This window comes from Virgibacillus pantothenticus (assembly GCF_018075365.1).
Classification (GTDB): Bacteria; Bacillota; Bacilli; order Bacillales; family Amphibacillaceae; genus Virgibacillus; species Virgibacillus pantothenticus.
The window spans coordinates 216,463-242,896 of record NZ_CP073011.1; the positions used below are offsets into that span (position 1 = coordinate 216,463).

General features: G+C 34.9%; 25 protein-coding genes and 3 pseudogenes. 16 read left to right on the forward strand and 12 right to left on the reverse strand.

The annotated features are described in order from the left end of the window. The first annotated feature begins 3 nt into the window (after positions 1–3). Both KBP50_RS01090 and KBP50_RS01095 read left to right on the forward strand, forming a co-directional pair. A complete protein-coding gene (locus tag KBP50_RS01090) occupies positions 4–516 on the forward strand; it encodes an Imm6 family immunity protein (RefSeq protein WP_050349604.1) in 513 nt (170 codons plus the stop codon). A gap of 480 nt (positions 517–996) precedes the next feature. Then, positions 997–2,187, forward strand: a pseudogene (locus tag KBP50_RS01095) (ISL3 family transposase). A gap of 233 nt (positions 2,188–2,420) precedes the next feature. On the opposite strand, the gene KBP50_RS21945 reads toward KBP50_RS01095, so the two are convergent. Then, a complete protein-coding gene (locus tag KBP50_RS21945) occupies positions 2,421–2,756 on the reverse strand; it encodes a site-specific integrase (RefSeq protein WP_236691340.1) in 336 nt (111 codons plus the stop codon). A 257-nt stretch (positions 2,757–3,013) separates the two neighbouring features. Beyond that, entirely contained in the window at positions 3,014–3,193 is a 180-nt protein-coding gene (locus KBP50_RS21950) for a hypothetical protein (RefSeq protein ID WP_128743228.1), read from the reverse strand. A gap of 89 nt (positions 3,194–3,282) precedes the next feature. Here KBP50_RS21950 and KBP50_RS01105 point away from each other — a divergent pair, with 89 nt between their 5' ends. The 11 genes and pseudogenes from KBP50_RS01105 to KBP50_RS01150 all read left to right on the forward strand — a co-directional run bounded on the left by KBP50_RS01105 (position 3,283) and on the right by KBP50_RS01150 (position 14,241). Continuing rightward, a complete protein-coding gene (locus tag KBP50_RS01105) occupies positions 3,283–3,450 on the forward strand; it encodes a hypothetical protein (RefSeq protein WP_156875315.1) in 168 nt (55 codons plus the stop codon). A gap of 99 nt (positions 3,451–3,549) precedes the next feature. Beyond that, the gene (locus KBP50_RS22705) at positions 3,550–3,765 is read left to right on the forward strand and encodes an ImmA/IrrE family metallo-endopeptidase (RefSeq protein WP_128743226.1); all 216 of its coding nucleotides are present in this window, start codon (positions 3,550–3,552) and stop codon (positions 3,763–3,765) included. Positions 3,766–3,866: 101 nt separating this feature from the next. Beyond that, positions 3,867–5,996, forward strand: coding sequence for a T7SS effector LXG polymorphic toxin (locus tag KBP50_RS01115; protein ID WP_210967609.1), 2,130 nt, complete (start codon positions 3,867–3,869; stop codon positions 5,994–5,996). 17 nt (positions 5,997–6,013) lie between these two features. Continuing rightward, on the forward strand, positions 6,014–6,472 hold the full coding sequence (locus KBP50_RS01120) for an SMI1/KNR4 family protein (protein WP_050349601.1): 459 nt from the start codon (positions 6,014–6,016) through the stop codon (positions 6,470–6,472). A gap of 286 nt (positions 6,473–6,758) precedes the next feature. After that, on the forward strand, positions 6,759–7,094 hold the full coding sequence (locus KBP50_RS01125; protein WP_050349600.1) for an imm11 family protein: 336 nt from the start codon (positions 6,759–6,761) through the stop codon (positions 7,092–7,094). Between the two features lie 775 nt (positions 7,095–7,869). Then, positions 7,870–8,718 (forward strand): PRD domain-containing protein, encoded by an 849-nt coding sequence (locus KBP50_RS01130; protein WP_082240821.1) that lies wholly within the window; start codon positions 7,870–7,872, stop codon positions 8,716–8,718. A 181-nt stretch (positions 8,719–8,899) separates the two neighbouring features. Continuing rightward, positions 8,900–10,351, forward strand: a complete 1,452-nt coding sequence (locus KBP50_RS01135; protein WP_128743224.1) for a glycoside hydrolase family 1 protein — start codon at positions 8,900–8,902, stop codon at positions 10,349–10,351. A gap of 19 nt (positions 10,352–10,370) precedes the next feature. Next, a complete protein-coding gene (locus tag KBP50_RS01140) occupies positions 10,371–12,269 on the forward strand; it encodes a beta-glucoside-specific PTS transporter subunit IIABC (RefSeq protein ID WP_050349598.1) in 1,899 nt (632 codons plus the stop codon). 970 nt (positions 12,270–13,239) lie between these two features. Continuing rightward, positions 13,240–13,537: pseudogene (locus KBP50_RS22710) on the forward strand (transposase family protein); the annotation flags it as partial. 16 nt (positions 13,538–13,553) lie between these two features. Further along, positions 13,554–13,682, forward strand: coding sequence for a hypothetical protein (locus tag KBP50_RS22370; protein WP_269082643.1), 129 nt, complete (start codon positions 13,554–13,556; stop codon positions 13,680–13,682). 277 nt (positions 13,683–13,959) lie between these two features. Further along, entirely contained in the window at positions 13,960–14,241 is a 282-nt protein-coding gene (locus KBP50_RS01150; protein ID WP_050349597.1) for a hypothetical protein, read from the forward strand. A gap of 657 nt (positions 14,242–14,898) precedes the next feature. Here the strand turns inward: KBP50_RS01150 and KBP50_RS01155 are convergent. After that, complete coding sequence (locus tag KBP50_RS01155; RefSeq protein ID WP_050349595.1) at positions 14,899–15,093, reverse strand: hypothetical protein; 195 nt, start codon at positions 15,091–15,093, stop codon at positions 14,899–14,901. Positions 15,094–16,526: 1,433 nt separating this feature from the next. Between KBP50_RS01155 and KBP50_RS01160 the strand changes: the two genes are divergently transcribed. Both KBP50_RS01160 and KBP50_RS01165 read left to right on the forward strand, forming a co-directional pair. Further along, entirely contained in the window at positions 16,527–17,129 is a 603-nt protein-coding gene (locus KBP50_RS01160; RefSeq protein ID WP_082240818.1) for an HAAS signaling domain-containing protein, read from the forward strand. Further along, positions 17,126–17,737, forward strand: a complete 612-nt coding sequence (locus KBP50_RS01165) for an NDxxF motif lipoprotein (protein WP_050349594.1) — start codon at positions 17,126–17,128, stop codon at positions 17,735–17,737. The genes KBP50_RS01160 and KBP50_RS01165 overlap by 4 nt, the downstream gene beginning before the upstream one ends. 662 nt (positions 17,738–18,399) lie before the next feature. Here the strand turns inward: KBP50_RS01165 and KBP50_RS01170 are convergent. The 6 genes and pseudogenes from KBP50_RS01170 to KBP50_RS01195 form a co-directional block, all read right to left on the reverse strand. Further along, positions 18,400–18,843: pseudogene (locus KBP50_RS01170) on the reverse strand (cbb3-type cytochrome c oxidase subunit I); the annotation flags it as partial. Beyond that, positions 18,837–19,043, reverse strand: a complete 207-nt coding sequence (locus tag KBP50_RS01175) for a hypothetical protein (RefSeq protein WP_050349592.1) — start codon at positions 19,041–19,043, stop codon at positions 18,837–18,839. The gene KBP50_RS01175 and the pseudogene KBP50_RS01170, both read right to left, overlap by 7 nt. 159 nt (positions 19,044–19,202) lie before the next feature. Beyond that, entirely contained in the window at positions 19,203–19,355 is a 153-nt protein-coding gene (locus tag KBP50_RS01180) for a hypothetical protein (RefSeq protein ID WP_156875316.1), read from the reverse strand. A 181-nt stretch (positions 19,356–19,536) separates the two neighbouring features. Next, positions 19,537–19,857, reverse strand: a complete 321-nt coding sequence (locus KBP50_RS01185; protein WP_050349591.1) for a YqfO family protein — start codon at positions 19,855–19,857, stop codon at positions 19,537–19,539. 127 nt (positions 19,858–19,984) lie between these two features. Further along, positions 19,985–20,314: a hypothetical protein gene (locus KBP50_RS01190; protein WP_050349590.1), complete on the reverse strand. Its 330-nt coding sequence runs from the start codon at positions 20,312–20,314 to the stop codon at positions 19,985–19,987. 412 nt (positions 20,315–20,726) lie between these two features. Continuing rightward, on the reverse strand, positions 20,727–21,917 hold the full coding sequence (locus tag KBP50_RS01195) for an ISL3 family transposase (RefSeq protein ID WP_050349589.1): 1,191 nt from the start codon (positions 21,915–21,917) through the stop codon (positions 20,727–20,729). Between the two features lie 555 nt (positions 21,918–22,472). On the opposite strand from KBP50_RS01195, the gene KBP50_RS01200 reads away from it, so the two are divergent. Then, the gene (locus tag KBP50_RS01200; protein ID WP_050349588.1) at positions 22,473–22,772 is read left to right on the forward strand and encodes a hypothetical protein; all 300 of its coding nucleotides are present in this window, start codon (positions 22,473–22,475) and stop codon (positions 22,770–22,772) included. Positions 22,773–23,704: 932 nt separating this feature from the next. Here KBP50_RS01200 and KBP50_RS01205 read toward each other — a convergent pair. The 3 genes from KBP50_RS01205 to KBP50_RS01215 form a co-directional block, all read right to left on the reverse strand. After that, positions 23,705–24,040, reverse strand: a complete 336-nt coding sequence (locus KBP50_RS01205; protein ID WP_050349587.1) for a hypothetical protein — start codon at positions 24,038–24,040, stop codon at positions 23,705–23,707. 375 nt (positions 24,041–24,415) lie between these two features. Beyond that, the gene (locus KBP50_RS01210) at positions 24,416–25,426 is read right to left on the reverse strand and encodes a FecCD family ABC transporter permease (RefSeq protein ID WP_050349586.1); all 1,011 of its coding nucleotides are present in this window, start codon (positions 25,424–25,426) and stop codon (positions 24,416–24,418) included. Then, positions 25,423–26,430, reverse strand: a complete 1,008-nt coding sequence (locus tag KBP50_RS01215) for a FecCD family ABC transporter permease (protein WP_412768168.1) — start codon at positions 26,428–26,430, stop codon at positions 25,423–25,425. Before KBP50_RS01215 ends, KBP50_RS01210 begins: the two co-directional genes overlap by 4 nt. Positions 26,431–26,434 lie beyond the last annotated feature (4 nt).

The following is a 26,434-nucleotide window of genomic DNA, read 5'->3' on the forward strand; positions in this document are numbered from 1 at the left end:
ATTATGGCTAATACTAACTTTAGTAGTTTAACAGAAGATGGTAAAGTAATATTTTTTCTTGGACTTTCAGAAAAAGTTTTGGCGGTATTTTCTCAAAAGGAAGATCAAATTTTAGCCCAGGAAGTTATATATAAATGTTGGGAATGGCTAAAAGGTAAAGAAAATATAGGGGATATTCTTTATGAATTATTAGTTAATGAGGAAAATGGTATAACAATAATTCAAGAGATGTCAGATAATGAAACAGATGTCTTAGCTTGGAACTGTGTTATTGATGCAGTTGCTTATACTAGTAGAAAAGCATTTGAAAGAGAAGGTGTCAAATATTATCCAGAACCAATTGCTTTAGTTGATGATACATTAGTAGATCATTTTATGGATTGTTTTTCAAAATGTATAGAGGATTCAGATAGTTATATTCAGAGAATAATTTTTTTCTTGGATGATTATAAGAATGGGAATATTGCGGGTGATTTGCGGACAGAAGTTTTAAGGGGATTACAAATACAAAATTAACTATTAACATATGAAAAACACCTAACATTTTATTCTGATAGTTTTCAGTATGTCCAACCTTATTTCATTTTAATCAGCGAAGAGGCACATTTTTTGAGTTCTTAAAGGATTATTTTAATTGTTAGTTCTAAATTAAAATACAAGAAAACTTAAAAGCGTATTTAAAATAGTTATACACATTTGTTTGAAATTCTGTGGATAAGCACACGTAATATACAGGTAATATACAAAATCACGCTAAACCCCTTATTTTACAATCAACCTCAGTTCTCAAAACGAAGATATCAAGTTTTTCAAAACCCTCAACCTCGCATGGTTGGGGGTTTTTACTTTTTATAAGTTTGTTTAAAAGGCTCTAAACTAAATGTGGTGGTACTCCTTATTGTGCCAATGCGCAGAAAGATGCAAAAAAACACACTCATTCCCCTCTTTTTTGATAACCTTGAGTTGCAGACACAAAAGGTAAAGGAGAGGGGAAGAGTGCAATATCATCTTATCATAGATTTATTGGGGATAAAAGATAAACAAGTAGAAGTATGGGATGTAAAAGAAGAACCCACGAAATTATTGGTAGAGCTTTATACAAAGATTAAAAAGCAAACATGTCCATCCTGTAAAGCGAAAACAAAGCGAGTGCACAGCTACCGAAAGCAGTTGATCCAAGGACCAAATCTATCCAATACATCCGTGAAGATTGCTCTGCGAAAAAGAAGATATCTATGTACCCATTGCCACCATACCTTTTATGAACATTTACAAATGGTGGATCGTTATCAAAGGTGCACCAATTCATTACAAATGAGCGCACGAACTTACTCGGCAATCGGTTCATTTACGGATGCAGCTCGTTTATCTGGTATGACAACGAATCGGTTAATCCGTTTGGTTGATCGTCATCCTCTGCAAACAAAGAAGGTTCTACCACGTGCTATAGCCATTGATGAGTTTAAAGGAGATGCAGGAGGAGAGAGGTTTCAAACGATCGTTGCAGATGTGGAGAATAAAGAAATCATCGATATTTTACCGGATAGAAAAGTAGATATCATAAAAGAGTATTTACAATCACGTGATACGAGTAAAGTCCAAATCGTCGTTATTGATTTGTCTAAATCCTTTAAACAAGCTGTACAAAAAGCATTAGGGAATCCATTCATTATTGCGGATCGATTTCACTATATGAGGCAAGTGTATTGGGCATTCGATGAAGTACGCTGAGAAGTTCAAAGGGAATTGGATAAAAAGCCACGTATCCTGATGAAACGTAGTAAAAAACTGTTATGGAAATCGGTATATAAACTGGATGAAGAAGAGTCAGAAAAGGTACAAAAACTTCTTGAGATTGATCCTAGATTACAAAAAGCATATGCACTTAAGAATAAGTTAGATCAATGGTTTAAGGAAAGCGATAAGGATACAACTAAAGCTGGATTAGAAGCATGTATGCAGACATTAAAAGAATCAGGTATGGATTCATTTCAACGTGTTTATCATACGTTTCAGCGATGGAAGACAGAAATCCTTCCATCATTGATGTATCCTTTTAACAATGGATATATAGAAGGGATAAACAACAAGATAAAGGTGTTGAAACGTAAGTCCTATGGCATTAAAAATTTTTCAAGATTGAAGAATAAAATACTATGGCAACAAGAGGTTAACAAATTAATTTAAGACTAACTAAAAAGAGATGGTGGAGATTAATTTCCACCACCACATTTGACAAAGAACCGTTTAAAACGCTGAAAAATCGCACACGTAATATACAGGTAATATACATGGATTATGAAAGAAAAAGCTGCTTATTTAAGCGTGTCAATCGCTATAAGCAGCTGTTCAATATCCTTGTGTGTATATACTTTATCTGTAATATCCTTGGATGCATGTCCCATAATTCGTTTGATTGACTACTTGTTCGCGCCGGCGTTATCCATGAGTGTTGCAAATGTGTGTCTACAGTCATGAGGTTTATGATCCATTTCTAATTGCTCCATGATCTTCTTCCATTTTTCGTGATAGTAGACGTAGCAACTCATTTTGTTGTTTTCATGATTAATGACGAGATATTCCTTCTTTGGATCCATGCGAGCTTCGATAAGTGAATGTATTTTTTTGTGAATGGGGATTACTCGGTTTGTTCCAGCTTCTGTTTTAAAACCTCCCCGGAAGTACCTTTTATCAAGATGAATGTTTTCGTTCTTTACTTCAACTAAGTCTCCCGGTCGTAAACCTGTATAGATCATGATCAAGACCGTGTCGATAAAATCTAATCTATCGACGTTTTCCTATAACTTTTTAATCTCATCCTAGTTAAATGGTTGCCTAGAACTTTTCGTGTTATCTCTAGGTAACTCTACAAACCTAGCGTAGTCTTTATGAGTTAGATCATTTTCCATAGCGAATTTATACATCTGATTAAACAGCACTTTTATTTTTCTCTTTGTGCCGTGTGATTTATCACAGTTATGGATAACTGCCTGCAAATGCGCCTTCCTAATATCTACGAATTTAAGTCATGTAAAGACTCCGAGCGGTTAAAGGCCATTTCATAGCCACTTTGATTTGATTTTGATATTTTCGGGAACCGTTCTTTCTTTAATCGTTCGTACACTTCTTTGAAAGTGATCTTACCGGCAGATAAATCATATGGATTGCTGTTGTAATCAGCCAATGATACCATTGCTTCTTGTCTGGAAGTGAAATAATCAAGGTATTCATAATTTGCTTTCCCTCATCAGTCCATCCAGTAGTTATTCTGACTTGCAGCCAATGAAAGAAGTTGAAACTAAACTCATGATGGGTGCAGATGACAAAGGAAATATCATTGGAAAAGAATTGCGTTCAGGAGCAAAAGGGCAGTTGTTGATTGTTTTCCTTTTAGTTAGAGCAATATTTAAAAAAGGAATGTCCTTTAAAAAGCTATCTATATTACTGTAGAATACGTTACTAAAAATTCCGGAATTATTGGGGACTTGTTGACAAACCTATAAAAAATATAGTACGGCTTTTAGAAAAAAAGACTTCGTTTTAGCAGCCTTGAATATTAAAAAGAGAACTATTGACGCTTTCGGATCTAATCAAGAAGTAAATGGAAAATCTTATTACACTATTGTTTTAGGAAATAATAAGTCTTTTTACAGACGTCAGTTTGATGTGGCTCATGAATTAGGGACCGTTTCTCCACACCAAAACCACTCCACTTCCTGTAACTATAATCGAAACGAGTTACGGGAGGTGGTATTTTTTCCATAAACAATTCCATATATTTTTTACTTTTAGTATAATGCAACTAAAGGGGTTACATTGAATTTATTACAATGGGGATGGAGGAGATGTTCATTAAGGCGCTTTATGTGAGCGACCTTCATAGCTATATTGACAAAACCATATCGCAGCTTGAACAAATACATACACGAGTAAAAAACATCCAGAAAAGCATAGAGGGTATGATAGCTTTGGAGGATGCGTTTAAAGGAAAAACGGCAAATTCTATTCGAACATTCTATCAAGAGGTGCACATGCCGTTTCTGTTGTTCCTAGAAGGTTTTATTACGAATTACTCCGATACCTTACAGGAAATGAAAAAGTCGATTCAGGACATGGAACCAAACAAAGATGGGGTTATTCGTGAGGATTTTCTTTCTCAAGATGTGCAACGAGGCTTTGAGCGAATGGAACAGATTACCATGGCGTTAACGGATGAGGCAAATGCCGTTCTTCACTCGGTCAAAGATATTGTTAACATTCCCAATATAGACGATGGGGAATTCCTAGATAAAGTACAGCATGCGAAAAAGCTGAACCGTCAGACGATAGAGAAGCTCCACGCTTTTGATCGCCATAATACAGCTAAGCTAGAACCCGTAGAACAAGATATACGAACGATGAAGAATTATATTAGTCAAATCCGTGAGCTAGGAAACAATGGAAAGTTATGTGTTGATAAGTACCAAGCTAGACAGTTAGCTGATCAAAAGTTTCATAAAGAACTTATATCTGGTATCAAGAATAAAGCTGTGAGAAACGCAATTGGGCTTGAGGCAGTGCTTGGCGAAGTAGGCAAGCTTCTACTCTTTAGGTATAATCGATTTGCTGCTATTCCTATTCAGTATTTGCAGAAACATTTTGGACTGAAAACCATGGATTATAGTTACCGGGCTATGCATGCAGCTGTAGCAGCATCAGGTGACCGTTTAACTACAGGAGAATTTACTACCATTGAACACCAAGTGGTTTCTAGAGTAAAGGTTTCTGACTATAAGAAAGAATGGCATGGTGTATACTATACGCTAATTGATGGTAGAAAAGTCCGTGAGTTTAAAGAATCTGATGGTTCCGTGACGTACGAATTGGTATCATCAATTCCAGATGATCGGAGGCAAAATGCATTTCAAAAGTCTGCTCAAGCGTTTCAAGAGATAGGTTCGGATGTAGTAAAAGCAGCAGAGGATAGAAATGAAGCTAAATTCGACTCTTTTTATGATTTTGGAAATTATATTACTTTTGGTGCATTGAATACGGGACAGGACTTTTCAAAAGGTCTTCAGGTCCGGGCAGAAAATATGTTGAATACACCAAAAGACTTTGTTAACTGGCTTACTGTTGGTGGAGTAGACATGATGCATGGGACAATAAGTCCTGAAGAAACGTATTCCAAAGAACATTGGTTATCTAGTTTTGGTTTGTTTTCAACGGTTTTTGGTACAAAGTCGTTCCTTTCTAAGCCAAAATCTGGTAGTAAGTTTGCGGACCAAAACGACGTTGGAGAAGTAATTTCTAAAAATAATACGTATACAAGGTCCTCTCTAAAAATTCCTACGATGTTGAATATAAAGGAATGGATGAGAACACAAATACCTAAAGTCAATGTAGTTAGTGATACGAGAGGCGGCTATCACTATACAGTGAGTAAGGGAAGTAGTGATTTAAAAAAGAATAACAACAATCTTAAAAACGAAAAAGACATCTATAAGGTTAACCCTAATGATAGTGAAAGTGCACTTAAAGGTTATCAACAGAACAGTAAACATACAGTGCAGAAGGATAGAAAACAAGTTGTAAGCTTTACAAAAGAGCAGCTTGCTACTAAACCTTTATATTCTCCTGCTCCAGATAAGTGGATAAAAAAGGGTGGAACTGTAAAAATAGATGAAGATGGGGTCTGGGTATATACAAACAAGAAAGGTCAAACTGTAGGATATCCTGGGGGGTATCCTGATTTTACAGAGTTTTCACATCCAACTGTCAAGCCAGTAGAAGTTGAATTTGCAAATCCAACGAATCGGCCTTTAGATTATAAAAACTCTAATATAAAAGCGGGATTAAGCAAAGATTCCGATCCACCGGTCGCTTCTTTATACGAAGCGCCTGAAGGTTATACTTGGCATCATCATCAAGACGGAAGAACAATGATTCTTGTTGACAAAAAAATTCATAGGGAATTTACTCATACCGGTGGAATTAGCGTCGTTAATAGAAAATAAATAGGAGGGTTATATATATGGCGGAAATTTTTGGTTCACATAAAAATCTTTCGTTAGAACAAATAGAGAAATTTGAAATTGAATATAATGTTAAACTTACAAAATTATATAAGATATTTTTATTAAAATGGAATGGTGGAAAAGTAGCTCCTAACTTATTCACGATATCGGGCGAACAAGGCCGAAGTGTATTGAATGTATTTTACGGAATCGGTGATATGTATGATAATCTGGCTGATTTTATAGATATAATGGACGAAAGGTTACCGGCGGGATTTATTCCAATTGGAGATGACCCAGCAGGTAATGCTATATGCTTAGGCACTAAGGAACCATATTATGAAAAAATTTACTTCTGGGATCATGAGCAGGAACCAGAGAATTCTGATGATATGAGTAATATGTATTTTTTAGCCAATAACATTGAAGAATTCCTAAATAGTTTATATGGAGAAGACGAACAAAATAACTCTTAGTAATTAAAACCTTGATCTGCCAAGCCTTTCAAGGTTTTTCTTTTTCATAGAAAAGAACAAATGTTTCTGTAACCCTGAACTTTGTACGCCCCTGGATTTCTACAGGCTGTGCCACATATCTTCTGTTGAAGGGGTGGTGCAGCTTGAAGATTAAAGTCATCAAAGGACCCCATTATGATAAAGTCATCCAGGAATGTTACCGATATCTATTCGAGGCATACGGAAGGGAGAAGATGCGAAACGATGATAGCAGTGTATGTAAGGGTGTCAACGGGAAGAACAGATAATGACTGCATGGAATTTTCGGGAACAAATAAATATTCTAAAATATGTAGATGATGATTACACTGGCGAGATACTTAATCGGCCGGAATTAACAAAATTGCTGGATGTAGTTGATGTTATTAACTATGAACGTTCAACATATACTATTTTTGAATTGGAAGACGAAAAAATATATGACATTACCAAATTTGCGTTAAATGAAAATAAGATTAACGGAAAACATATATTTAAGTTAAAAGATAAAGGAATTCCAATATTCGTCTCCGAAACCTTCAAGAAATTAGTAGAAGAAAATAACATTACAGGTTGTGACTTTTTGGAGGTTGAAGTAGTTTGAAAAAGATGGTATTAGTTTAATTAACTGTATTTTAGATCGCCTACTCTCTTACGGGTAGGCTTTTTCTATGGGAACGTTCGTTTGCTCCTGAATTAAAGGATAGATAAATAGCTTCTTTATATAATGTCAAAACGCTAAAGAACTCTAACAACAAATGAATTGTTAGCTGGATTATCAAAATAAGTGTTGGAGTATAAAATAACAACTCTTCGGCTATCAATTTGTTGGTAAGGCTTGTAAAAGAACGTATTAATTTCTATAGTACTAATAACGTTAATGTGGTTTTGGTTTTTCAACTGTACAGAAAGAGATTGATTAATTTTTACACATAGCACTTGGAAAATGTTGATATAATAGTGTTTCAAGTACTATGTTACCCCTGACCAACACTATTTATTGTTAAATATAAAGGGTAGTTTGTTAGTTACAAGAAAACAGCATTGAGAATTACATCCCAATGCTTGTTTTTTTGTCTCTTAAATAGTCACGGTGAATCGTATCATAAGTAAATGAGATTTTAAGGAATCAAATGCAGGGATCCATATATTATAAATGACGTAAGATATGCAGAGAATGCATTAACATAGAAATAGTCCTACAGTGGAGATTGACTTTTCTCTTTTTATCGATTATATTAATAGGGTAAACTCATATTTTAATGGATTGTTACTGGTCATGCAGGCGATACCTAAAAAAAAGAAATCAGGAAACTAACTTTTTAGTTCACTGTATTTGTGTTTTTAGGATTGTGTGCATTTTTTGTATTTAGGTGGTGATGACAGTGAAAATTATAAAAAAATTTAATAATAATGTTATTATGTCACTTAATGATAAAAGTCAAGAAGTCATTTTAATTGGGAATGGTCTTGGTTTTGGAGTAAGTCCAGGAGATACAATTAATAAGGACAAGATCGAGAAAACTTTCGTAATAGATAATGACTATAATCGAGAAACAGTCTACGATTTCTTGTCAGATATCCCTAAAGAACAACTCGAATTAACCAAGGATATTATAGAACTTACAGAGAATTTGTTAAAGGTTCAATTAAATGATTATTTGTATTTGTCACTGTCAGATCATTTATATTACGCTTTTAAGCGACATAAATCCGGTACAGATATCAGTAACCCTTTATTAAATGAGATTCAAAAAATCTATCCGAAAGAATACGAGGCAGCTATGCTTGCTTTACAATTGATATTTGAATCAACTGGAACAAAGCTAGCAAAAGATGAGGCAGGGTTTATTGCCTTGCATTTTGTAAATGCCCAACAAGGACAGATTACAATTAATGAAACAATGAAGATTCCCAAAATGATCAAAGAAATATTGCGGATAATAGAATTTCATTTTTCCATTCAATTGGATACGTCATCAATTTCTTATGATCGCTTTATTACTCACTTAAAATACTTTATTAAACGAAGCATTGATTCAAATGAAGAAGAACACAATTCACAAACGAATGTGATGCTACAGTCATTAAGGATGAATACACCCAAAATCTATGATTGTGTTGAAAAAATTTCTGAGTATATGCAAAAAACACAAGAAGTAACCATAAATGAAGATGAAAAGTTTTATTTATTCGTTTATATTTATAAATTAACAACTAAAGAATAACTACATGGATTGTTACTGGTAGTGCAGGCGATACCTAGGATAACATAGAGATTTCTTCTATGCTATTTTAGGTATTTTTTTATATCAAATTTTCTATGGGCAAAGGGACAAGTCCTTTTTTCAAAACGAGGACTTCCATTATTATAAAAACCAAGTTTTCTTTATGAAAGGAGAAAAAAAGATGAACAACATTAAAGGATTTCCAGAGAATTTTTTATGGGGAGGAGCCATTGCGGCCAATCAAATAGAGGGGGCTTGGAATGAAGATGGTAAAAGTATTGGCTTATCAGATTTGTTTATTTATAACCCAGATAAGGATAATTCTAAGCTCCATACGGCAAATATGACTCAAGCAGATGTAGAATTTGCAGTCAATGACAAAGATGGATACTATCCTAAAAGACATGGAATTGACTTCTATCATACGTATAAAGAGGATTTAAAATATTTAAAAGAAATGGGATTTAAAACTTTACGTTTTTCAATCAACTGGGCTCGGATATTTCCTAGTATAGAAGACTATACGCCCAATGAAAAAGGACTAGAATTCTACGATAACTTTATTGATGAGGTTATCAAAAATGGTATGGAACCAATTGTAACCATTTTACATTACGAAATTCCTTTGTATATTACAGAAAAATATCATGGTTGGAAAGATAAAGGTGTCATTGATTTTTTTGAAAAATATGGTCAAACATTGATAGAAAGGTATCACGATAAAGTAAAATATTGGATTCCAATCAACCAAATTAACTTACTCCATATTGAACCATTTCTTTCAATAGGGACATGCATTGATACCGTTGAAAACTTTGAAGAAGCAAAATACCAAGGGGTTCATAACCAAATAGTAGGTAGTGCCTTATTGAAAAAATTTGCCAAAGAAAAAGGGTATGATATAAAATTTGGCACAATGCTGGCTGACTTAACTGCTTATCCGGAAAATGCCCACCCTGATAATGTGTTATTGGCTATGAAACACAATCGTTTAAATTATTTCTATACCGATGTTCAGTTTAGAGGCGCATATCCTGGTTATATCAGAAGATTCTTTAATGAAAGTGAAATTGATATAAAGATAACTAAAGAAGAAGAAGCATTGTTGAAAGAGAATACACTTGATTTCTTAGCTGTTTCTTATTATTTTTCACAAATGGTATCCAGCGAGTTAAGCAAAGAGCAGCATGTTTCATACACGTACAGTTCGGCCAAAAAAAATCCGTTTGTTCAAGTCAGTCCATGGGGATGGGCAATTGATTCCAAAGGATTCTATAACTGCCTCTCTCAATATTGGGATCGTTATCAAAAACCAATCTTAATTGCCGAAAATGGGTTAGGAATGTATGACAAATTAGAAAATGAAACCGTAGATGATGACTATAGAATTGAGTATATTAAAGATCATTTAATCCAGTTAAAAGAGTGTATTGAAGATGGTATTGAGATTATAGGTTACTGTGCTTGGGGACCAATAGATTTAGTGAGTGCTTCCACGCAAGAAATGGAAAAACGTTATGGTTTTGTTTATGTAGATATAGATAATTTAGGAAATGGAACTGGAAAACGTTATAGGAAAAAATCCTTCAATTGGTATAAGGAAGTCATTGCAACCAATGGAGAAAATTTATAGATACGGGAGAAGGAAGAAGATGGACTATAAACGTTTAGGAAAGAACATTATTTCATTAGTTGGCGGGAAAGATAATATCAACTTAGTGTGGAACTGTATGACAAGATTACGTTTTAATTTAGTAGATAACACTTTACCCCAAATAGACGAACTAAAGAAATTAGATGGTATTATGGATATTCAAGTTACACCATCACAATTTCAAATTATCATCGGAAATAATGTCGATAGTGTAGCCGATGAAATTAATCGTTTAATTGGTCAAGTTAAAAAACAAGCAACACCTGAAAAATCAACACCAAAAAAAGGCATTAAAAATAAAATTAATGGGGTTTTTGAAGTCATTTCAGCGATCTTTTCACCAATTTTACCAGCTATTATTGGCGCTGGTATGATGAAAGTTGTCTTGGCATTAATTCCCCTTACTAAACTGATATCGGAAACAAGTGGCATTTTCCAAGTATTCACAATGATATCAGATGCAGCTTTTTACTTTTTACCATTCCTATTGGCTGTGTCTTCAGCAAGAAAATTCAATGTCAATGAGTTTATTGCATTGTGTTTGGCTGGAGTCTTACTGTATCCAACTTTGATTAATGGAGCTGCTAAAGGCTTGGAGCCAATGAAATTTTTGGTTTTTGATGTACCTTATTTAAGCTATAGTTCGTCCGTCATTCCTATTATTTTAGGGGTTTGGTTAATGAGCTATATTAATAAAGCAGTTAACAAAGTGATGCCTTCAATGCTAAAAGCCATTCTATCATCCGTTTTAGTTTTAGCCATTACAGTGCCTATTGTGTTAATTGTAATTGCCCCACTAGGCTTTTACATTGGAGAGTATTTATCAAAAGGTTTAATTTGGTTATTTTCAACAGTAGGTCCTTTGGCTGGTTTGCTACTTGCAGGATTTAATCCATTTATAGTGATGACAGGAATGCACTATGCGTTTATGCCAGCAGCAATTCAAAGTATTGCTACGAATGGCTTTGATAACTTTTGGTTACCATTTGCATTAATAAGTAACATGGCCCAAGCCGGAGCAATTTTAGCTGTGTTTGTAAAATCAAAGTCCTCTGAGCAACGTTCGATTACATTCTCAACTGGCTTGTCAGCGATCTTCGGAATTACTGAGCCGGGTATGTATGGGGTAACGTTAAAACTAAAAAAACCATTATATGCAGCTATGGCAGGAAGTGCTATTGCTGGTTGTGTTGCAGTGCTACTTCATGTAAAAACATATTCATTTGTAGCACCAAGTGTTTTTGCATTACCAACTTATGTTGCTCCTAATGGTAATATGTCAGCACTATCAGCAATTCTTATTGGTATAATTTTAAGTTTCATCTTAAGCTTTACCTTTACAATGTTTTCTAAATTTGAATTAAATTTAACGAACAACCAAACTACTAATAAGGAACAGAAAAACAGCAAAAAGTCAAAAATTGATTTGAATGAGGGAGAAAAAGTTTTTAGTCCCTTAGCCGGAAAAGTAATCCCTATGAATCAAGTGCCTGACAAAACATTTTCAGCAGAAGTCATTGGTAGAGGGATTGCAATCGAACCGAATGAAGGAATCTTAAAGGCGCCAGTGGATGGAGAAATTGCAGTCTTATTTCGAACAAAACATGCTATTGGAATAACTTCAAATAACGGAGTGGAACTTTTAATTCATATTGGAATTGATACTGTGCAACTTGAGGGTGAGCACTTCGAAGCCCTTGTAAAAGTGGGAGACAAAATAGAAAAAGGTCAACCACTAGTCAAATTTGATGTTGCAGCAATAAAAGCCAAAGGTTTATCAACAGTAACGCCAATTATCGTTACAAATTATAAGGAATTTCCTGAATTTGAAGTAATAAAAGTCAGTGAGACTATCCAAATAGGTGATCCAATTATCATAATAAAGGGAGTAGAATAATTTTTGGGGATGTGTATAATAGGGCTGAAGAAAAGATAAATATCTATTGCCGATATGCTTAATTAAGCATATCGGCAATTCTTTTTTGTAAAAAAGCTCATTTAGGAACGTGACGGTGAATCGTATCACAAGTGATGGTAAATCAGTTTTTTAAATTAAAGTTTGATAAATACTGGTGTGATGGTTTGATAGCTTATTAAATAGTTTGCATCGTATGCTCATTTGTTTTTCGTTTAAAATCAAAAGCAGGTGATTATATGTATAAGATTGCATCATTACAACTCTCGAAGCATTTATTGATGCGTAGCTGAAATACGATCGCCCATCATTCAACCGTTATTATGGTCATCACCGGTGGATAAGCATGTTACTGGAGGATAAGAATAAAACTAGGAAGCTATACCGCATCGCTCTTTAGTAATATGGGGATATCTGTGTAGCAGTAAATGTTTTCTTTGAGAAGTCGTTTTAAAAAGCAGCAACAAAGGTTAGAAACACAAGCAAATAGGATATTCCAATTCTTATAATGAATTGAGCAGAAAATCTAAAAAACAAGCCAAATAGGTTCCCTGTATATAGTCTGCCAGCGTATTTTTTAGATACCTTTTTGAATACCCTTTACGAAAAATCCGTTAAAATCCCATGAAATACAAACCGGGAAAAAGTTGCTTTAAAGCGGTTTATGGACTTCCAAATAATATGGAAGAAACTCGTCTATGAAATGTAAAAAATAGGGTCTTAAAAAAGACCGTCGCTCACCTCTCAGTTCTCAAAGCGTTAAGGATACTATTATATCAGCGTTTATGCACTTCTCATTTATTTGGGAAGTGCTTTTTTTATGGTTCTAAAATATATGTTGGGGAGCAGAAAAAAGTTAGGTAAATAAAACACGCAAACTCCAACTTTTGTTAGGCTTTGTTTAGACCAATAAACAAACACAAAAAGGAGATGCGTGCAGTTGAATTCTATCATGTTTTTACCAGGACTAGAAGAGTTTATCATTACCAAATCATTCGAGAGTGATGGATACTCCATGTTGAGTTAGAAAAAGGCACTTCATCATTGCCCATGTTGTGGTCAAATTACCGACCGTGTGCATGATTATCGGATACAGAAGATCAAACATGACCTTATTTTTGGCTGGCGAACGGCCTTATTTTATCGAAAACGTCGATATGTTTGTGAAAAGGAAAGTTGTGGGAAACCATTCTATGAAGATAATGCGTTAGTGGAACGCCTATCAAAGGCAGTCTGTGGAATTTAACCAGGAATAGAGTTCATGAAATGACAAAAGAGGAAAGAGAATTGTTTGATAAGTTAGTACAAGAAGAAGCTGAATTAAATGGTGAAAGTAAAAGAGTTATATGTAAAGTCTTTAACCAACTCTTTGTAAATCTTTCGGACTGCAAATGATTTTACGCTTCTAATGTTCTTAGTGATGATAAAATTGAGGAAAATTCGGGAATATTGATGGCTGAAAGGTAGGGAAAATCTAAAATTTATATAGATACTAAACTTGCTAGTTCTACTATTAGCGTTGCACTTAGTGTAGCAGAAGGAGGTGGGGTGGGAGCTATTCAAGCTTTTATTGTAAGTAAGGATAAAAAAGCCCAAAGGGTCTTCACAAAAAAGTCGTTAGCCGATTGAAAGCGTGGGGAGCTAGTAAAATATTTAGGCATCAGGAGCGGCAGTGGCGATTGCTATGGTTTATTCAAACAAAGGTGGAGCGTTTGTTAAACAAATTGACAAAAGGGACAAACATCCTAATAATAGATGGATAGACATGGATTTTAGGGGTGCTATCATGAAATTACTGACTACAATTATTTATGTATTTTTGGTGTTATACTTAGTTAATTTACTTGAAATTGAAAAAGATTGGCTTTATTTAGTAACTGTAGGGTCTATTGTAGTTTTTGGCGTATTATTCATTGTGCACTTATTTGATAAAAATAAATCTAGCAAGCACTAGTTGGTGGTCCATAAATTTGATCACTTTTTTCTGAGAATGCTAATATAATGTTTTGAATATTATATTATGATTGAGGGATAAAGAGATTGTGTTAACTGGGCCTTTTAGTGAAAGAGGAAGTAGAAAAATGATAAAAAATTAGCTATTAGGAGTGATACGGTTGGGTAAGAAGGCATTTCATATATATAACTTTATTATTTTACTTTTATTAATGTCATTTAATGTATTAGCCTCGTTTGGGGCTGGAATGAGTGAAGGTGGAATACATTCCTATATGTATTTTGCAATGGTGCTTTCGTTTGTTATCTGGGGTATTTTTTATTTCATTCAATTTGTACGCCCCACGAAGGCTTGGAGAATTTTTGGGTTCCTCTTTATGGTGTATTTTTATTCTTTTGGGAGACAGGTCTCGGCTCAGAGGTTGGGCTAATGATTGTTGAATAGATTTTCTAATTTAAAAACTTTACGAGTGTGTTAGTTTAACAAGCTATTTGGTTAATAAAAGGGACAAAGCTGATCTGCGCCCTACGATAAATCCATCATCGGTTCGTTGCCTCACTGTGGTTCCCTTTATCTCGGTTGATTCGTTCCATTCGCTACGTTGCTTAACGGGCGCTTATGCCTTTGTTTGGTGAAGTATATTTTCTATACAGCGATTCAATAAGGCGTCATTTGCTTATCCAGCAAAATACTAATTGATTTTGCTAAAATGTTCTGATGTTTTTGTGAAAGTGACCAAACAGCGTAACCATGCTCTAAGTCTAAGCTTATATATTTTTTCTCTAAATCCAGTTTGATTTGTTTCTTTAATGCTCCTTTTTGCGTATTGGTTCTCAGGTAATTTTTCCCCAACCACTTCTACTACTCATTGTTGCACCGCACCTTATTTAACGTATTTTCCAATAGCTCATTAACAAAGCTTTTGCTTAAATTTCTTTTGCTGTGTTCATAGAACTACCTCTTCCTACTTTTGAATGACATAAAGATATTGTAAAAATTATCAATTACAGTTATAATTTGGTTTAACAATTATTGTTAACTTATTCAAAATATTGGTTTGATCCAAAAAATGAAGGTTTCTATCATACACTAAACAATATACTGGTTTTAAGACGGATTATACGCTTTCACCACCTGCATGGTAATTAGCTAATTCCTGATTGAGTTCTGAGCCTATTCATCGTACAAAGAGAAAATGGGTATATGTCCTTCATTACGTTACTTGTTTTTTTAAGTTATCGGGTCAACTTTAATTTACTCCATACCAATAGAGGCTTCCGGCAAGTGGGTGGCTTCCAAATTAAGTCAAACTGTAAGTATTTCTTTACATCGCCATACATAATCAGATCCATATCTTTTTCGTTGCCGTACACTTCTACGAGATTTCCTATGTTTTAGATATTACTCTCACCAGCTTTGCTTCGTTCTAAATCAGTGGAATTTTGAGAAGTTAACAGTGAGCTTTATACAGGTATAACGCTGCTTTTTTTTGTTGTAAGCAGTGGTTCTTTTAGAAGAGGTGGTGAATATGTCCAAAACTGCTACAGCTCTTCACTGCAGAATGGGCTTTAGACCAACTGAACAAATCATTGCTTGTTTAATAAGGAGCTCTTGTTTTTGATGGGGAGGTATGCCAAATCAAATGGTATTCGGGATTTCCAATTCCTGATGGAAAAACTTTCGCCAGTTGTAATCCATCTTCAAAGAGGCGACATCCAAATTAGATTACATATTTTAAATTTCTATCACATAATCTGCAAATGATTGGTTCTGATCTAGTAATGTCTTTTGTACGTCTTTTTCCTCTTGTTTAACATCGTCTAACTTTGCAGCAATTATTTAAAGATTTAAGTAGTTAAGAACACACGAATTATGACTGGCTGCTATCCAGTAAGTTATCACGTCAAAGTTTCTGTGTGTCATTGAATTTTTAATTTTCATTGATGCAAGCGGTTTAAGGTAATTCATAAATTGATTCACGGTGAAAGCCAATGAAAAGTGTGCCAGAATCATAGTACGACGAATAACTTGTTAAAAAGTTTAAAATTTGGATTGGTTTCATTCTTATGGGCCGTTCGTCTTTTATTTATGCGATATTGTTATTTAACTTCACTATAAAGGAACGCTTTTGTACGATCTAAATATTATTATTGTGGATGGAAATGCAGATAATAATTTAGAAAAGTTATTATAATTCACGAAAAACGACGAAGCTATACTGACATTATAAATTATGAACGTTCAATTTGATAAAAGAGTGTACTAGAATTAATAGTCTTATTAATATGACGGGGAGAAGGATACACTTGAACAAACATAATTTTTTGAAATTGCTTAAAAATAAACTGAAATATATGTCTGAAAAAGAAAAAAAACATATTGTAGATGAATATAGTATGCGTTTTGTTGATGGAGGTAATGAGAATAAAAGTGAGGAGGAAATAAGTAGAGAGTTAGGAAAACCCGAAAAGATTGCTAAAGAATTAAGCACTGTTTATGCTATAAATAAAGTAGAAGAGAAAAAAAATATAAAAAGTATGTTTACAGCACTGTTGTCAATGATAGGATTGAGTGTAGCGAATTGCATCATTACTATAGTGAGTTTATTTATTTTGTTATTATGTATGCCATTTATATTAGCTTATATAATTGGTGTACCAATTATGATTCTATCTCCAGTTATCTTAATTGTAATAGGATTTGTTAATGGATTTCATACAATTGGAGTGGACGATGTATTTCAGGTTGTAAAAGGTTTTATTTTAGGTTCATTATTAGCAATACTGGGCTATTATATTGGAAAATCGGTTAGGGAATCTGTTGTTAGATTATTTATTAAACACTGGAAATGGAACATATCTATTTTTAAGGGGGAGAAACTAATATGAAAAGAATCTTTTATAGCTTTTTAATTGTTTTGTTATTGAGTGCATGTTCCCCCGAAGAAGACATAGACGTTTCAGAAGAAGATGGCACTCCTCTTATAAAGGACGTGAAAATTCCTAATACTATTTTCACCTCTGAAAAAAATAATCGTGTTATTGACGAAGAAGAAATGAAACAAAGCATAAAAGTATATTTAGACAGCAGTGAAGAATTAGATAATGCCAGTTATCCATTTGAAGAGTTCCTATGGGATGAAGATCAGGAATTACATAAAAGTGAATTGGATAAATTGAACAGAATTAACAAGCTTGTAAAAGAAAATGATGAGAATTTCTCTAATTATATCTCAAATAATACCTTGCCTGAAGGTTATCAAGAAGAGTCTGAAAGAATTAGTCGTTATATTACAGCTTCAAATGAGTTTATACACGAATTAAATGAAACAATCGATAATATAGTAGATGAAGCAAGTGACGGGAGTTTCCCTGATATAGACATGAAATCGATAAAAGATAAAACTCGTGTGGTGAATGGAAGAGAGCAGGGAAAAATAGAAGAATTTCTTGATAAGGAGAATATTGACACAAAAGCATTTGGCCGGGGAGATTAAAAATAAAGAAAAGGTTAAACGATTGAACTGTGTAAAATAGACATTCATTACATACTAAGATTTGTGGGTAAAGTCATCGCCGAATTATTTTTACCCACTATTTTTCTTTTTTGGGGACTGGAACATAACTAGTCAAAAATAACGAAAAAAGGTTATGAGAGAGCGTAAAAAATCTTTCCAATAAAATTGAACACCTCCTTATTGGAATGATATCCATTTACGCTCGTTAGTTCCATGTACGAATCCTCTTTGAATAAACCTAAATATGTTCTTACTCCAATCATTTTTAAACTTAAACATGTGAAAAATTTTGTCGCACACAAGCGTTTAACATAAATATTTATAGCCCTGCTTACTTTTTAGAAAAAAGGGCTGAGTTTAATTCACGCCTAAAAGTAATAACGATGCTTTATTATTTTCTTTGACGTAAATAATTCGTATTAAAACTGTGCACACGATTGTTTTCAAACATACTCGTTGCAATAACCAGTTTTGATTCGAGCGTGGAAATCGGACTGTTAGATTATCATGTTACTTATGGTGTTCCAAGGTAGCCTTTTTAGATATAGCGATTCCAAAACTTATTGACTGTCTGGTAAAGTAAAAACAACGAGGTAACTATTTTTCTAGTTACCTCGTTTTCAATTCATCTATTCATCTGCTTATTCTTCCGCTTCAGGTATGCTATCTCCACCTTTATATTTAGGTTTTTTCAGATGGAACATAATTTTTATCGTAAATACAACCAAGATGATCACACCTATGAGAAAGATTGTATCTGGTACGGCACGCCATAATAATAGATCTTGAATAATATCTTGTTGTAGAAACTCACTTGTTCGTGATGCCCAATACCCATTATCGAAGGCTTCCTTCAATTGGATAAATCTAATTGGTGTTAAGGAAACAAATACCATCCCAAATAATCCGATATTTAATAGCCAGAATGACCATTTCAACCACGTATCATTCCATTTCTCAGGTTTAACCACATTTCGCAGTGAGTAGATAAGTACAGCTATTGCAAACATTCCATAAACACCCATCATTGCTGCATGACCATGTGCAGGTGTTAACTGCTGACCATGTTCAAAGTAGTTTACTGCTCGGTTCCATCCCCATTACTGCTGTAGGTTACGGAGCCATCTACTAAGCGACTACCTGCAAGTTGGATCACATCTTCTGGATAGTTGACGCTTGTTTCATCGTCAGGGTTAAGTGGTGTACCAGCTGGAATATGTCGAACATTCAATTCATCTACATCCTTTATTTCTCCAAGCTGAAGCCAAACTCGAGCGTATTCCATTTCCTCAGTAGAATAATTGGATAATGCATTCTCTTCTCTACTTTCAGGCTCATCTGTTGAGTCAGTGCCATTATTAGACTGGTTAGTAGTTGTGCTTCCTGCTGTTCCAGTTGATTCCGCTTCATCTTCTGCTTCGTTGTCTAGATCGTTCTTTTCTGTCTATTTCGTTTCTTTCTCAGATGCTAAACTAGTGTCATTATCTGAGGAATCCGTTTCTGATTTTTCCTTATCATCACTTGCACATCCCATGAGCAATAGAACGAGCAATAGTATAACAACGTTATAATAAAAAACCTTTCTTCGTTTCTTCATTGAATCATTCCTTTTCTTTAATTATAACGTATCATATTGAAAAGGTACGTTATGTAAACATTAAAAGTACATTGTCTTCTCCTTGAATCTCTAAAAATAGGTTCGTTATAGTACAGTACCTATAATCGTAGACATAGAGTTACAACTTCATTCTCTATTTTAAGTTGAAACGCATTAGGATTTAACTAAGTAAAGGCACAACGTTAATTATTGGTTCCTCGTAAGGGTGAATACTTTTAATAATCGTTTTTACTTCCTCTATATTTTCAAATGGAGTTTTAAATTCCATTTTACATTTTGAACCGTTTGCTATATTTCCTGTTTTACCTTCAAATGGGTTAGATGCTTCTAAAGGTCTCCAATATCCTTTCGTCTCACTGTACGAAACAACATGATCGTAGTCCCCAACTGTTATATATCCGTACTTGTTCCATTCGTTACGTAAAGGAACGATGTAATCTTCCGGTAAAAGCACCTCAAATTTTACATACTCAAATTTCATTTTTTGATCTTCCCTTTTGTAGAAAATCTACCAATAACCCTACTTATCTAGTTTCTAAGATATCATACATGCATGTCTTACTAATGAACATATAACTCTTTTTACTATCAAGGGAAAGTTCCGCTAGTTATCCCCACCACATAGCTAATACAAACATGGACCAACAAGAGATAAAAAAACCAGTTATAAAAATAGACCATGCATATCTAGAAGAAATAGTTTTACTTAGTATTTTCTTTTTAGCTGCAATGTAAACAAATAGCAATGAGATTAAAAACATACTAATACTGGTTATAGTGGAAGCTGTTAAATAATATATAGGGTAAATAGCAGTGTACACTTTTTCATTTAAAAAATATGCTAAATCTTGACCGTATAAGCCTAATAGAATACCAATAAAAAAACAAACAAAGATGAGAAAATGAAACATTAGTTTTTGTTTTTGTCTTCTAGCCAAATTTATTTTTACCTCCCAACCAAGAGCTCTATTTACTCTAAATAAAATTATGCGATTACGCAATTTGTAGCGGGATTAATTCCTTTTCATTGTAACCCAAATCTGTGACACTTTAAATAGTAAATATTCCATAATTTGGATTAAATAATTACTGTACTTTAGCCAATTTAGTTGGTTTATTTTATAATTAAAAAATAGCCAGGATACAGCGTAATATTATTGGATTTGAAAAAAGTATGATTATCATTTGGATTAGTTTTTTAATAGTTATTTTGGTTACATTTTCTGGTGGAACAGACAAAGAGGCAAAGATCGAGCATGAAGTAGAGTCGTAATAATAAGGAAATGAAAATGGGTTCTTTGTCAAATGTGGTGGTGGAAATTACTCTCCACCATCTCTTTTTAGTTAGTGTTAAATTAATTTGTTAACCTCTTGTTGCCATAGTATTTTATTCTTTAATCTTGAAAAATTTTTAATGCCATAGGACTTACGTTTTAACACCTTTATCTTGTTGTTTATCCCTTCTATATATCCATTGTTAAAAGGATACATAAATGATTGGAGGATTTCTGTCTTCCATCGCTGAAACGTATGATAAACACGTTGAAATGAATCCATACCTGATTCTTTTAATGTCTGCATACATGCTTCTAATCCAGCTTTAGCTGTATCCTTATCGCTTTCCTTAAACCATTGATCTAACTTATTCTTAAGTGCATAGGCTTTTTGTAATCTGGGATCAATATCAAGAAGCTTTTGTACCTTTTCTGACTCTTCTTCATCCAGTTTATATACCGATTTCCATAACAGTTTTTTACTACGTTTCATCTGGATACGTGGCTTTTTATCCAAATCCCTCTGAACTTCTCGGCGTACTTCATCCAGTGCCCAATATACTTGCCTCATATAGTGAAATCGATCGGCAATAATCAATGGATTGCCTAATGCTTTTTGTACAGCTTGTTTAAAGGATTTTGACAAATCCATAACGACGATTTGGACTTTACTCGTATCACGGGATTGTAAATACTCTTTTATGGTATCTACTTTTCTGTCCGGTAAAATATCGATGATTTCTTTGTTCTCCACATCTGCAATGACTGTTTGAAACCTCTCTCCTCCTGCATCTCCTTTAAACTCATCAATAGCTATAGCACGTGGTAGAACCTTCTTTGTTTGCAGGGGATGACGATCAAACAAACGGATTAATCGATTCGTTGTCATACCAGATAAACGGGCTGCATCCGTAAATGAACCGATTGCCGAGTAAGTTCGTGCGCTCATTTGTAATGAATTGGTGCACCTTTGATACCGATCCACCATTTGTAAATGTTCATAAAAGGTATGGTGGCAATGGGTACATAGATATCTTCTTTTTCGCAGAGAAATTTTCACGGATGTATGGGATAGATTTGACCCTTGAATCAACTGTTTTCGGTAGCTGTGCACTCGCTTTGTTTTCGCTTTACAGGATGGACATGTTTGCTTTTTAACTTTCGTATAAAGCTCTACCAACCATGTCGCGGGTTCTTCTTTTATATCCCATACTTCTACTTGTTTATCTTTTATCCCCAATAAATCTATGATAAGATGATATTGCACTCTTTCCCTCTCCTTTACCTTTTGTGTCTGCAACTCAAGGTTATCAAAAGAGAGGGGAGTGAGTGTATTTTTTTGCATCTTTCTGTGCATTGGCACAATAAGGAGTACCACCACATTTAGTATAGAGCCTGAAAATGGGGAAGATAAGCAGAAAGGGAAGTCTGAGGAAAAAAGAGAACTAAGCGGCATAAATGTTGATAGTGCATAATATTATTAGTGAATCACGGGTTAGAAGATAAATAACGAAATACAAGATCTAACCATTACCGATAGAGAAATAAATCTACTAATAGGTGATAACATATGATAATGTAAAGCTTTGTTAGCTTAAATTAACGATAGCAGTTCAAGTGATTAGTTTTTTTGAAGCATGGGAGCTTGGTTAGGAATTGCTTCTCACGCAAACTAATAATTTTTTAAGCCATTGGATAATAATCCTCATCTAATCCGTTTCTTTTTCATTTCGTTGTATGAAGAATATGTTTGTGAACACATTAGGAGCACAATTAATATTAGCTTATGAATATCTATGTTATTGGGATGCGAGGTGGTTAAATGGAAATAAACAGCTTCTTTTTGAGAGAGAAAGTATATCATTTAAATGATTTTACTAGAAGTAGAAACGCTTATATTGGTGGTTTTAATAACCAGTCTTTGATTGAATTAGTAAGGAAAAATAAAGCGGCGTATGTTGAAAATGGTATATTGATGCTTGAAGGAGGAGTAGTATTTACTGCATACGGTAAAGAGTTTGGTGGCATACCAATTTATGACGACTTAGCTTCTTTATATGCTTATTATTTGAATGCATTAGAAGAATATATAGACAATGGATTCTCGGCTTTTTTTTCCTAGTCAACCGATTGAATGAGTAATGACAAAGGAAGTCGGCCTTAAATCTAAAATAACAATTGACGAGGATTCCTTGGTCGTAATGGAAGAGGAATTATTAAAAGCTCTCATTCACAGCTCACAATGTTTCTTTGAGATGTTGTTCAATGATTTAAAACTTAAAAGCTATAAACAAGAGCTTTTGGAGCGACCGAGCATAGGTCGTGTAATTTAACAGGTGGAACTCCTGTTTGATAAGGCTTTAACCAAGCCATCAATAGCGAGTCTTGGACTTCAACAAGTAATTATTGGAGTTAAGCGTAGACAGTTAGGTAATAGGCCTGAAAGTGATTGAGCTGCGTAATATGTTAAAACGGAGAGGTTGACAGTGTCGAAAGGCTGGAAAACCACACGATATATACCGCTTTGGTAAGGTATATAGAGCCCTCTCGCAGTCGAAGAGCCAGGCATGTTACACAATGATTACACGATAACTCGGGATATCCTGTTTGTTCTTTCTTCTAGGAAAAAAGGGGAGAGTATGGCGGAACAATCGATACAAAGAGAGGAAGCCAGATGACAACAGGAAGTCGGATGACCGCATAGTACCAAAGACGTCGGGTAATGCCGATAAGAGGGAAGGCGTGTCACACCAACATCACCCTTACTAGGGACACACTTACTACACACGGAGGTAGAGCAATAGTGGAAACAAAACTTGTAAGGATAGCAGAATTTGTGAAAGATGTTGGTGAGGATCCGTGTGCGTTAATTGCGCCCGCACGGATCTGTGAGGGGGCGGAACACAATCCCAAAGGAAAGGTTCCCTCCTACTCGACCAAATAGAAACGATTAAAAAGAAAATAGCAAATAAAAAAATCTAAGAATGGGACAGGTTTCTTTGTAGATGTTCCATGAAAAATTTTTAAGGCTATGTTATTGATAAATAAAGGCCCTTAATGTCTCTCGCTATTTGGTTGCAAGGAGCTATTATTTTTCAAGAAAATGATCGTTAATCCTTGAATGCTAAAAAATAGCAGAACTAAAATAGCGATACAATCTCGGTAAATATCTAAACTGACATTTGAGATCAAACGGTGATAAGCCTCGATCAATAACCATCCGATAGGGAAAACAGGAATGGAATACTTATAAGCTTGTTGCATGATTTTTTCCCCATGTTCCGTTTTAGACTCACCACTTCGGGAGAATTTTATATACGCATATACATAAACCAAAAACAGGGGCACCAATATAAGACCAATGGGGGTTAATGCGGTCCATGAAAACATTGTCTTCCTCCTTTTAATTCTTTAAATAGTAGGATGCCTGACCCTTGTTGACAACCTCTTTCCATTTTAATCAATTACTCTACAAATCATTTCTTTTTCATCTAATGTCATTATATAATTTCAAATATCTATTTGCAAATAAATTTGAAAATTATAAATCTATTTTTATTTATCTATAATACGCCTTGTTAATAGTTCCAGCTACAATAGAAAGACTTGGTTTGTTACCTTGTGTTAATAGTGAAAGCAATCGTTTTCGGCATGAAAAGACTTGTCTATAAACACTTTTTATAATAGTCGGTGGCCAGTTCCGCGCGAGTGCTACGAGGCTTTCTATAGTATAAAAAACGAGTGAGTTTCTGCCCACCCGCCTTATTATTTGCTTCGTAGTAATAAATAAATAAAATATGGTGCTCCGATAATGGCAACAACGATACCCGTTGGGATGCTTTCTGGCTGTAGTGCATTTCTGCCAATTGTATCGGCTATTAATAACAACCAAGCACCAATCAGGATAGTGATTGGCAGGAATAACTGATGTCGTGGACCGACGAGCCTTTTTGCGATATGTGGTGCCATTAATCCGATAAATGTAATGCCACCCGTGACAGAGACTGTAGCGGCTGCTAATGCAACGGCTACCATCAATAAAACAACTCTTTCTTTTTCCACCCGCATGCCAAGTCCAATTCCAACCGGTTCACTCATCCCAAAAATGTTTAACTGGTGTGATTTCATGTATGTATATGGAAATAAAATCAAAATCCAGGGAAACAGCGCTAAGATAAATGGCCAATCCGTCCCCCATATATTTCCCGCTAGCCAGTTTGCAATGAAATCGACCTTTTCGCTTTTTGCGCCGGAAGTTAGTACTACCATTAAACCAGATAACGCCATGGAAAACCCGACCCCAACAAGAACGAGATGTACAGGCTTTGCACCGGTTTTTCTTTGATAGGAAAATAAATAGATCAATATGGCAGTAGCCATAGCACCGATAAAAGCGACAACCGGTAACATATACACAAATTTCCCAACTTCTATCGGCATGAATAAAAAGAAGACGGCAATTGCCACACCAGCCCCCGAGTTAATTCCAATGATTCCCGGATCTGCCAGCTCATTTCGTGTTAAAGCTTGTAAAATGGCTCCTGAAAGTGCTAGCGCCATTCCTGCTAATACAATAATAATAAGTCGTGGCAAGCGAATCGAGAAAAACACGAAATCTTCTTTAAAGGTTCCATCCCCTAGGATAGTTGGGATTAAGCGATCAATGGACACGGAAGCTGGTCCGACACTAATTGCTATAATGGAAGTGATGAAAATGAGCATTCCTAAAATAAGAATAATGATACGTTGTTTTCGTATTAAATAGGATGGGATCATTGTAACGCTCTTCCTCCTTTTCGCACGACAAATAGAAAGAAAGGGAGTCCGAGAACAGCAACAATCGAAACCACAGGTGTCTCCATTGGCGCATTAATCGTTCGTCCAACTAAATCTGCTAGCAGCATAAAGACGGCTCCAGCAAAAATAGATATAGGAATGACTTGGCGATAATCCACACCGACTATTGCTCGTACCATATGTGGAATCATTAAGCCGATAAATGCCATATTACCAACTAAAGCAACAGCAGCACCAGCTAATATAACCACAACGAAAAATAATAGCCAGCGTATGCGCTTCGTTTCTTGTCCCAAACCAATAGCTACTTCTTCATTTAAGCTGAGAATGGTTACTTGGCGAGATAGAGTTAATGCAATTAGTAAGCCTACTAAAATAAACGGAACCACAATCGCTAGTTGCTGCCATGTCGTACCAATTGCACCGCCGGCAGTCCAAAGGGAAATATTTTTTGAAAGTTTAAAATATAAGCCAACACCATCTGCCACTGCTTGCAGAAAGATAGAGATTGCAGCACCTGCTAATACTAATTTGACAGGGGTAAACCCACCTTTTTGAATAGAACCGATACCAAAGACAAGACCAGCTCCAAAAGCAGCTCCAATAAAACATGCAATCATAATGCCGAACGTATCCACTTTTGGCACAAGCGCTAGTGCAAATGCTAACGCAGCATTTGCACCAGACGTTAAGCCAAGTAATCCAGGATCAGCTAAAGGATTACGTGTCATTCCTTGCATAATTGCGCCTGAGACGGCAAGTGCAGCACCGACAAACATAACTGCAACTTCTCTTGGCAGGCGAATATCTCGAATAGTAGAATAACTTTCTGAATGATCCTGTTGGAAAAACGCATGAAAAACATCGCTAAAACTGGTCTCTTTTGCTCCCATTTTTGTAGCCATAAGAAACGTCAAGAGGCATAGAATAATGGCGGTAACTAATTTGATTGTGAAAGCTGAATGATTGATTTCTTTCTCCACTTTC

Excerpts from the sequence above, each read along its gene's own strand:
- KBP50_RS01210 (WP_050349586.1), bottom strand. The coding sequence starts at position 25,426 with ATGATCCCATCCTATTTAATACGAAAACAACGTATCATTATTCTTATT.
- KBP50_RS01125 (WP_050349600.1), top strand. The coding sequence starts at position 6,759 with ATGACTGCATGGAATTTTCGGGAACAAATAAATATTCTAAAATATGTA.
- KBP50_RS01185 (WP_050349591.1), bottom strand. The coding sequence starts at position 19,857 with ATGAAATTTGAGTATGTAAAATTTGAGGTGCTTTTACCGGAAGATTAC.
- KBP50_RS01105 (WP_156875315.1), top strand. The coding sequence starts at position 3,283 with ATGAAAGAAGTTGAAACTAAACTCATGATGGGTGCAGATGACAAAGGA.
- KBP50_RS01165 (WP_050349594.1), top strand. The coding sequence starts at position 17,126 with ATGAAAAGAATCTTTTATAGCTTTTTAATTGTTTTGTTATTGAGTGCA.
- KBP50_RS21950 (WP_128743228.1), bottom strand. The coding sequence starts at position 3,193 with ATGGTATCATTGGCTGATTACAACAGCAATCCATATGATTTATCTGCC.
- KBP50_RS01090 (WP_050349604.1), top strand. The coding sequence starts at position 4 with ATGGCTAATACTAACTTTAGTAGTTTAACAGAAGATGGTAAAGTAATA.
- KBP50_RS01175 (WP_050349592.1), bottom strand. The coding sequence starts at position 19,043 with ATGGAATACGCTCGAGTTTGGCTTCAGCTTGGAGAAATAAAGGATGTA.
- KBP50_RS01120 (WP_050349601.1), top strand. The coding sequence starts at position 6,014 with ATGGCGGAAATTTTTGGTTCACATAAAAATCTTTCGTTAGAACAAATA.
- KBP50_RS01180 (WP_156875316.1), bottom strand. The coding sequence starts at position 19,355 with ATGAAGAAACGAAGAAAGGTTTTTTATTATAACGTTGTTATACTATTG.
- KBP50_RS01160 (WP_082240818.1), top strand. The coding sequence starts at position 16,527 with ATGACGGGGAGAAGGATACACTTGAACAAACATAATTTTTTGAAATTG.
- KBP50_RS01205 (WP_050349587.1), bottom strand. The coding sequence starts at position 24,040 with ATGTTTTCATGGACCGCATTAACCCCCATTGGTCTTATATTGGTGCCC.
- KBP50_RS01135 (WP_128743224.1), top strand. The coding sequence starts at position 8,900 with ATGAACAACATTAAAGGATTTCCAGAGAATTTTTTATGGGGAGGAGCC.
- KBP50_RS21945 (WP_236691340.1), bottom strand. The coding sequence starts at position 2,756 with ATGATCTATACAGGTTTACGACCGGGAGACTTAGTTGAAGTAAAGAAC.
- KBP50_RS01130 (WP_082240821.1), top strand. The coding sequence starts at position 7,870 with ATGACAGTGAAAATTATAAAAAAATTTAATAATAATGTTATTATGTCA.
- KBP50_RS22370 (WP_269082643.1), top strand. The coding sequence starts at position 13,554 with ATGACAAAAGAGGAAAGAGAATTGTTTGATAAGTTAGTACAAGAAGAA.
- KBP50_RS01140 (WP_050349598.1), top strand. The coding sequence starts at position 10,371 with ATGGACTATAAACGTTTAGGAAAGAACATTATTTCATTAGTTGGCGGG.
- KBP50_RS01200 (WP_050349588.1), top strand. The coding sequence starts at position 22,473 with ATGGAAATAAACAGCTTCTTTTTGAGAGAGAAAGTATATCATTTAAAT.